This is a genomic window from Pseudodesulfovibrio profundus, from assembly GCF_900217235.1.
GTDB classification, from domain to species: domain Bacteria; phylum Desulfobacterota; class Desulfovibrionia; order Desulfovibrionales; family Desulfovibrionaceae; genus Pseudodesulfovibrio; species Pseudodesulfovibrio profundus.
On sequence record NZ_LT907977.1, the window covers coordinates 1 to 6,167 of the forward strand.

The 6,167-nt window shown below is 45.9% G+C and carries 6 protein-coding genes; 2 read left to right on the plus strand and 4 right to left on the minus strand.

Annotation, left to right across the window (positions count from 1 at the left end; genetic code table 11):
• Positions 1-322: 322 nt before the first annotated feature.
• Both DPRO_RS19845 and DPRO_RS19850 read right to left on the minus strand, forming a co-directional pair.
• Complete coding sequence (locus tag DPRO_RS19845) at positions 323-583, minus strand: DnaB-like helicase N-terminal domain-containing protein (protein ID WP_097013856.1); 261 nt, start codon at positions 581-583, stop codon at positions 323-325.
• Positions 584-1,591 carry a replication initiation protein gene (locus DPRO_RS19850; RefSeq protein ID WP_097013857.1) on the minus strand — a complete coding sequence of 336 codons (1,008 nt, stop codon included), beginning with the start codon at positions 1,589-1,591 and terminating at the stop codon, positions 584-586. It lies immediately after the preceding gene.
• A gap of 550 nt (positions 1,592-2,141) precedes the next feature.
• Between DPRO_RS19850 and DPRO_RS19855 the strand changes: the two genes are divergently transcribed.
• Entirely contained in the window at positions 2,142-3,014 is an 873-nt protein-coding gene (locus DPRO_RS19855; protein WP_097013858.1) for a class I SAM-dependent methyltransferase, read from the plus strand.
• Between the two features lie 97 nt (positions 3,015-3,111).
• On the opposite strand, the gene DPRO_RS19860 is transcribed toward DPRO_RS19855, so the two are convergent.
• Positions 3,112-3,831: a class I SAM-dependent methyltransferase gene (locus DPRO_RS19860; protein WP_097013859.1), complete on the minus strand. Its 720-nt coding sequence runs from the start codon at positions 3,829-3,831 to the stop codon at positions 3,112-3,114.
• 32 nt (positions 3,832-3,863) lie between these two features.
• Positions 3,864-4,253 (minus strand): conjugal transfer protein TraD, encoded by a 390-nt coding sequence (gene traD, locus DPRO_RS19865; RefSeq protein ID WP_232005812.1) that lies wholly within the window; start codon positions 4,251-4,253, stop codon positions 3,864-3,866.
• A gap of 204 nt (positions 4,254-4,457) precedes the next feature.
• Between traD and mobQ the strand changes: the two genes are divergently transcribed.
• Positions 4,458-6,158 (plus strand): MobQ family relaxase, encoded by a 1,701-nt coding sequence (mobQ, locus tag DPRO_RS19870; protein ID WP_157917584.1) that lies wholly within the window; start codon positions 4,458-4,460, stop codon positions 6,156-6,158.
• Positions 6,159-6,167: the final 9 nt, after the last annotated feature.

The following is a 6,167-nucleotide window of genomic DNA, read 5'->3' on the forward strand; positions in this document are numbered from 1 at the left end:
GATAAGGGAAAATTAGCGACTCTAGACGAGCTTGTAGACAAGGCTTTCAGGAATTGGGAGGTGGTTTCTGAGCTTCTGGCACAAGGTGTCACAGCCTACTACGAGGATAAACAAGGTCGGTGGGTGAAGCACCATCCAGACGGGACCATAGAAGTCATTGAGGAACGAGAGCAGTAGCCGTTAGGAGAAACTATGAATCCAATCGCATTGACTGTTGTAGGAATCGGAATCCTAGTTGTAGCCGTGTTTGCCTTTACTTATCAACGCAGGGAAAAATAGTACAGAACGACGCGCCCAGGGCAACGCCTTGGGCGCGTTTCTTTTAGTCGCTGTCGGGCAAAATGTCGGCAATCTCAAAAAGTTCAACAGGGCCGCCGATAGGGGCAAGCATGGTCATGCTTTCCAATTCTTCTTTGACCGTCACAAGGTCTATAGGAGATTTCTTCCCGGCAAGATTTTTCATGGCGGTGAAGATCACCATACAATTTTTGTCCGTGAAGTCTTCCGGATTGAGAAAGGAAAATTTATCAAACTGACCATCTGAAAAAATGCTTGAAATGATTTTTCTTTCCGCTAGTGATATTTAAATCAAGCTCCCTTGACCGCTCATAATCTCGTCTTTGAGCGCGGCGAAAATGTAGCCGCCGAGTTGTGTTTTTTTCCTGCCCGTCTTCGGATTCTTTTCCGGCAGTTTCTCCCACCGCTTCTTGAGCGTGGGGAGTTTCTTTTCAAGCTCATCCCTACGCTTGGAAAATCCGTTTGCAAGCTGCTGTGCTTGCTTCTGATTTATCCGGTAGTCATTCTGCAAAACAAGCTGCATTTCAGGCCACAGGCTTGTGTCTCCGGTGGCCTTCTCTACTTTCTCCCTGATCTTCTCGCGTGGTGTCTTCGTTCCCTGATTCTCGATGATGTGAAAGGTAAAGCCAACCACTCGACGCCCTCGTTTCCGTTGGTCGTACTCAATCTTAATGTCGCTGGTGGCGTTAATTTCTTCCTTGGCGGGGTCGAGAACTTTAAGCTTTAGATTGTCAATTCGTGGGTACTTTCCCTCAATTCCCAACTTCCAACGCAAGTCTTCAAGGTCTATTTCTCGCTTCCCTACTTTTTTGTACTGGCGCAAGAGTTCATACAGCCGCCACGTGCTTGTTTTGGTGAACTGATAAACGTCCTTGAGCCTGTACTGGGTGAATCTCTCAGTGAGGCCCATGAGGTGCGGTAGCAAGTCTTCATCGAATCGAAACCATAAACGGCCTTCACCGTGATGATATTTTCGCTTGGAAAGAAGGCCCACACCAACCTCGTAGCCTTCCTCATCGTCAAACTCGACGATTTTTTGCATGAGCTTTGTCGCTAGTTTTTTTATCTCGCGGTAGGCGTTCTTCTCCGTGATTTCAAAAGTGCTAGCAAAGCTCTGCACGTTGATTTCCATGTCGTATGGCTTACCCTTCTCAGGGACAAGCTCATGCGGCAGATGTGCGGCCGCAAATGCAAGGAACCGCATCTCTTGCAAATTCATGTCAGACATGGATTCAATCAGGGCGTTAGATTTAACCACAATGGATTTTCGATTTTCACTCATGGAAGGGACCATAGAGGGGTATTCCCCTACTGGTCAACCTAAAGGTAGGAATATCCAGTAGGGGAATACCGTAAATCTGTAGGGGTTTAACCGTAAATCTGTAGGGGTTTAACCGTAAATCTGTAGGGGTTTAGGGATGCAAGCGATTGAAATAACAAATGATAAAAGAGCGGAAAAGTAGAAAAGCAGCTAAAAGGCTACTTAAGAAGAAAGCAGAAAGGCAAAAATCAGAGAAGGACCGCCCAGAAAGCTGCCTCCCGGCAGCGGCGGAAATCGAATTTAAAGCCACCTCGTACCCCAAACTATTGCCTAAGTCGAAATGACGAAGAATTAAGAACCCTATGAGGACGCGAAGTGAAACCATATCAGAGCGACCCGAGAGAGATCGCGTCGGAAGGTCTGGCGACAGCGTCAGGATGTTGGCCCTCTCACCCCTCCGGGGCGGGCCAAAGCCGCCTTCGGCTCCACCATCTTGGGGCAAGCCCCCTAGACCCCCAAGAAGAACGCGAGAATCGCCCAAAAACGATTTTCACCTTTCTCCAAGGGTCCTTTGCGACTTTGTGTGAAACGTGCGGCAGAGGTGTCAAATACGGCAAAATACGGGTATGCGGGGGGGGGGAGCTCAATAGTTTTTACTAAAAGTTTGATTTTAATCCTTTTGCATAGGTTACAGCTCTTTGATAAGAGATTTTTTTTTAACGTAAAAAGTGTGGTAAAAATGAAATCTGATATAAAAAAATATTTTACAAACAAAGAACACCTAAAAAAAAGAACATACGATCGTTTTAACAATTATTTGCACTATCTAAAACGTCCTCAGCGTATTTGGTGGAGAGTTGTCTCTAAAGACTACGGAAAGGTTGTCGCGAGAACACATGAGATTGTTAAACTATCTGAACAGGTAAAAGATTTTGAAGGATATGGTAAGTATCGAAATTTTAAGAGGTATTTCAATATTAATTTTAGAAGGATATTTGAGCTTGGGCTACATAAAGAAAAGAGTATAAAAATTTTAGATATCGGGTGCGGAGGGGGATTTTTTCTCTATATCTCAAGGATGTTTGGGCATACCCCCCATGGAATCGACATCGATTCTCACAAGATATTCAATCATATGGTAAAATACTTTGATATCCCCCGCTTAGAACACCGCATAGAGCCAAATCAACCAATCCCAAGCCTAGATCAAAAGTTTGATTTGATAACTTCTTTTGCAATTTGTTTTCATAAATGCGGAAAGAAACCATGGAATCATCAAGAGTGGAAATTCTTTTTGAATGATATCGAGAATAATTTTATCAAAAATAATGGCCGCTTACACCTTTTCTTCAATAATGATCCTCATGGTGATTTCCAATATGCTTTAGAGCAGATATCAAAGTGTGGCTACGAAATGACTGTTAACCATAAAACCATAGATATTTTCTTTAAATAAATTATTATTCATGCATATCCAATTATCAAATATAATTGGATAAATTAGGGAAAAGTCCTGTTTTGACGAACTCTTCGTCAAAACAGGACTTTTCCCTTTATTTTTTTTCAAGCTTAACAACAACGTTGGCCAAGCTTAAGTACTTCATGAAAGTGTATCGCCAGTAGCTTGAAGAGGAAAAAAGCATATCAACAGCTTTTTCGTAGGGGATTGCATAGTTTATTATTGAGGCGATGCCCGAATGACCTATGATGACCTTGGGAGTAAAGCCGACTTCAGTGGCTAACCCCATGAACTGCTCATATGTTGGTAGCCCTATGTGCCCTGGGATGTACTGGCGAATATTAAAAGCGTGAGGAGCTCTGACAAAAAAAGCACCTTTAGGCTTAAGTCTATTGTAAATTGACTCTAAAAATGAGCCTTGTTCCTCCCACAGAATATGCTCTACAACGTCAAAACAGTAGGCGGCATCATAACTGCCTCTCCACAACTCATGGGCATTTATATAAGAAAAATTTACCTTGTCGACTCCAACGGTTTTAGCAAGTGATTTAGCCACACTCAAACTTTCTTTAGACAAGTCAATTCCTGTGACATTGTAGCCAAGCTTGGCTAAAAAGCATGCGAAGTACCCATCTCCACATCCGACATCGAGCAGATTTTTAGATGGGTGTTTACGTATAGCCTTATATATGCCTCTATGTTTATTGTTGATTTTTCTGCATGTACAGTCGTTGTATCTTTTACATGCGTCAAGGTAGCGTTTCTTTTTTTCTTTGGAAAAGTGCTCTGGTATGGCTGTTGATATTTTATCCATTATTTCATCTTTTTTAATTTAAAGCTGTTGGCCTATTGACCAAACGGTTTTTGAATCACTTCCGACTGCGTGGAAGTTTCTTTTTTCACTTCCTTACTCTCTTTTTCGCCCATGGCTTCTGTCCCGGCGAATTTCCATGCCTCAAGTCGGGCCGAATCACCTTCTGACTTTTTGATAGCCAATAGCGCACCGAGGAGTGTGGCGCGGTCCATATTTTCAAGTCCAGACTTGAGAACCAAACCACCCAAATCACAGAGTAGCTTTGTCCGTTCCTTACGTTTACGTTTTGAAGCTTTAGCTCGGAGCTTTCTTTGCTGTTCTTTTGCCTTCGCTTCTCGGTTGTGGAGTTTCACAAGCTGATTGATTTCTTTGTCAGTCATGTGAGGGTATTTTTCCTTAAATTGTGATGTCAGACTTGCCATATAGGACTCCTTTTTTTGCTCGACAATATATTCAAACACAAATCCAAGCAACCCTATTAGAGAGGAGCGTCTAGATGGCGTATGGAGGTTGCACCGCTTCAAAAAATCCCTTAGTGAAGAATGAGCAAGGGCGCACTTATACATTCTGCGAATGTGTGCGCTCTGCGAGGCGAAGAACTACAAACTAATAATCCCCTTGCTCAAATGATTCAAAAAGACAACGAAGAATATCAGATCGGCAAAGCAAGCCGAAGCCAAAACGGGAATTTCCTGTATGGGCCGATCTATCATTTTTCCGCAAAAGTAGTGAGCAGAGGAAAAGGGCAATCTGCCGTTGCCTCTGCTGCATACAGAGCAGGCGCGGAACTCGTTGACGAGCGCACCGGGGAAGTGAAGGACTTTACCCGCAAGGAGCGTGTTGACTTTTCGGAAATCGCTGCACCTGAAAATGCACCCGAGTGGGTGCGAGATCGGCAACGACTCTGGAACGAAGTTGAGTCAGGAGAAAAGCGAAAAGACGCGCAGCTATGCCGGGAAGTGAACGCCGCACTTCCGAAGGCTCTGACACTGGACGAACAGAAAAACATCGTGCGCGAATTTGTAGCCGAGAACTACACTAAGCGCGGCATGGTCACGGATTGGAATATCCACGACAGTCAAGGCAAGAACCCACATGTTCACATGATGATCACGATGAGGGAGATCGGGCCGGAAGGATTCGCCAAGAAGAAGAACCGGGACTGGAACCGGAAGGAATTTCTTGAGCAGCAGCGTGAAGGGTGGGCCAAGACCACCAACAAGGAACTCAACCGGGTAGGTTTCGACTACCGGATTGACCACAGAAGCTTAGAGGCCCAAGGGATTGACCGAATCCCACAAAAGCACTTGGGACCGCGCCCGAACATCTACCAGAAAGCCGAGCACTCTCAGATCATCCAAGCTAACAAGGAGCTGGCGCAGCTCACTAAGGATCTGAAGGAGATACAAGCGCGGCAGAAGGAGATACATGGTAAGGCCGCAGAACTCCAAGAACAGCAGCAGGAGCGAACTCAAGAGCCGCAGAGGGTACAAGCCAAGGAACGCGCCGCCGAGCCTGTCAGAGAACCACAGAATCCGAAACAGCCAGAGCGGAAGGCTCCCACGAAAAAGAAGGCTTTGCAGATCAAGCAGCCAGAGCTTGACCCGCGCCGTGAAGCTCTGCGGCAGAAGGTCGAAGCCCGCCAGAGGGCCAATGACAACGAGCAGAAGCGACTGAGCAACAAGGGCCGGGAGGTATGGCCCGAACATGAGCGCGAACAGTGGCGCATGGAAGAACGTCCCAAGATCAAGGAGAAGGAGTTGCACAAAATGATTGAAGAGCGGAAAGCACAATCTAAGTACAACAAGCCTATTCAGGAGCATGAGGCCAAGGCCAAAGCGCATGAGGACGAAGCCAAGCGACAGAGCCGGACGGCAGAGGCCGAGAAGCAAAGCCGCATGAGTAGACTTTTGGGTAAAGATAAAAGAGCAGAGAGGGCAGCGGAGGAAGCTCGCAGGAAGGCAGAGATAGAAAAGGGCCAAGCCAACAAATTGACCGAAATCCGCGACAAACATGTTACCGAAGCTGTTAAAGCTAAATTGGCAGCTGACCCCATAGCCAAGAAAGCTTTTGAGTCTACCGTGGAAAAGCAACTTAAGAAGACCGAGCAGATCAAGGAAAAGAAAATCGGCATGAATGTTGACCGCAGCGAGAAATTGGAAAGGCAACGCAAGGCGCGTGAAGAGAAAGCAGCGGAGAAGAAGCGCGAAAAGAAAATGCTAGAAGCAATGACACTTCCAGAGCATCAGGCGTGGTTCAAGGAGAAGCGGAAGAAGGAACGAGGACAGGACAAGGAGAGAATCCGAAGCCGAAGCCGAGGGCGATAGATCATGCCG